Origin of the sequence: Methylobacterium oxalidis (assembly GCF_007992195.1) — a bacterium.
GTDB lineage: Bacteria > Pseudomonadota > Alphaproteobacteria > Rhizobiales > Beijerinckiaceae > Methylobacterium > Methylobacterium oxalidis.
Genome location: NZ_BJZU01000295.1, coordinates 1 through 1,169, shown reverse-complemented (window position 1 = coordinate 1,169; position 1,169 = coordinate 1). Strand labels below are relative to the sequence as shown.

General features: G+C 67.8%; 1 protein-coding gene. It reads right to left on the bottom strand.

Translation table 11 applies throughout. From position 1 onward, the window contains the following. On the bottom strand, window positions 1–1,169 hold a 1,169-nt coding region (frc, locus tag MOX02_RS30665), incomplete at both ends, for a formyl-CoA transferase (RefSeq protein WP_147029520.1).

Genomic DNA, 1,169 nt, shown 5'->3' with positions numbered 1-1,169 from the left:
TGTACTTCAGGACGTCGCGCAGGATCTCGTCGGTGTGCTCGCCGAGCAGCGGCGCGCGGGTGACCTCCGCGGGGCTCGCCGACAGCTTGATGGGGTTGCCGACGGTCAGGTACTTGCCGCGGGTCGGGTGGTCCACCTCGACGATGGTGCCCGTCTTGCGCAGCGCCTCGTCCTCCGCGATCTCCTTCATGGACAGGATCGGCCCGCAGGGGATGTCGTACTTGTTGAGGATGTCCATCGCCTCGAACTTGGTCTTCGTCATCGTCCAGGCTTCGATGCGCGTGAAGATCTCGTTGAGGTGCGGCAGGCGGGCCTTCGGCGTGGCGTAGGCCGGGTCGGTCTTCCAGCCGGGCTCGCCGATGATGTCGCAGATCGGCTCCCAGACCGCCGCCTGCGTGATGAAGTACAGGTAGGCGTTCGGGTCGTTCTCGTGGCCCTTGCACTTCAGGATGCGGCCGGGCTGGCCGCCGCCGGAATCGTTGCCCGCGCGCGGCACGGCATCGCCGAAGGGCACGCCCTCGCCGAACTGGCTGTACTCCTTGAGGGGGCCGTGCCCGAGGCGCTGCTGGTCGCGCAGCTTCACGCGGCAGAGGTTGAGCACGCCGTCCTGCATGGCGCAGTCGACGCGCTGGCCGACGCCCGAGTGGGTGCGGTGATAGAGGGCGGTGACGATGCCGAGCGCGAGGTGCAGGCCGGTGCCGGAATCACCGATCTGGGCGCCCGTCACCATCGGCAGGCCGTCGCGGAAGCCCGTGGTCGAGGCCGAGCCGCCGGCGCACTGAGCGACGTTCTCGTAGACCTTGCAATCCTCGTAGCGACCGGGACCGAAGCCCTTCACGGAGGCGAGGATCATGCGCGGGTTCACCTCCTGGATCTTCTCCCAGGTCAGGCCCATGCGGGCCAGCGCGCCGGGGGCGAAGTTCTCGACGAGGACGTCGCACTCCTTCACGAGGCGCCAGAGCACCTCCTTGCCCTTGGGGTTCTTGGAATCGAGCGTGATCGAGCGCTTGTTGTGGTTCAGCATCGTGAAATAGAGGCTGTCCACGTCCGGGATATCCTGGAGCTGCTGGCGGGTCGCGTCGCCGGCCCCGGGCCGCTCGACCTTGATCACGTCGGCGCCGAACCACGCCAGAAGCTGCGTGCAGGTGGGGCCGGATTGCACGTGCGTG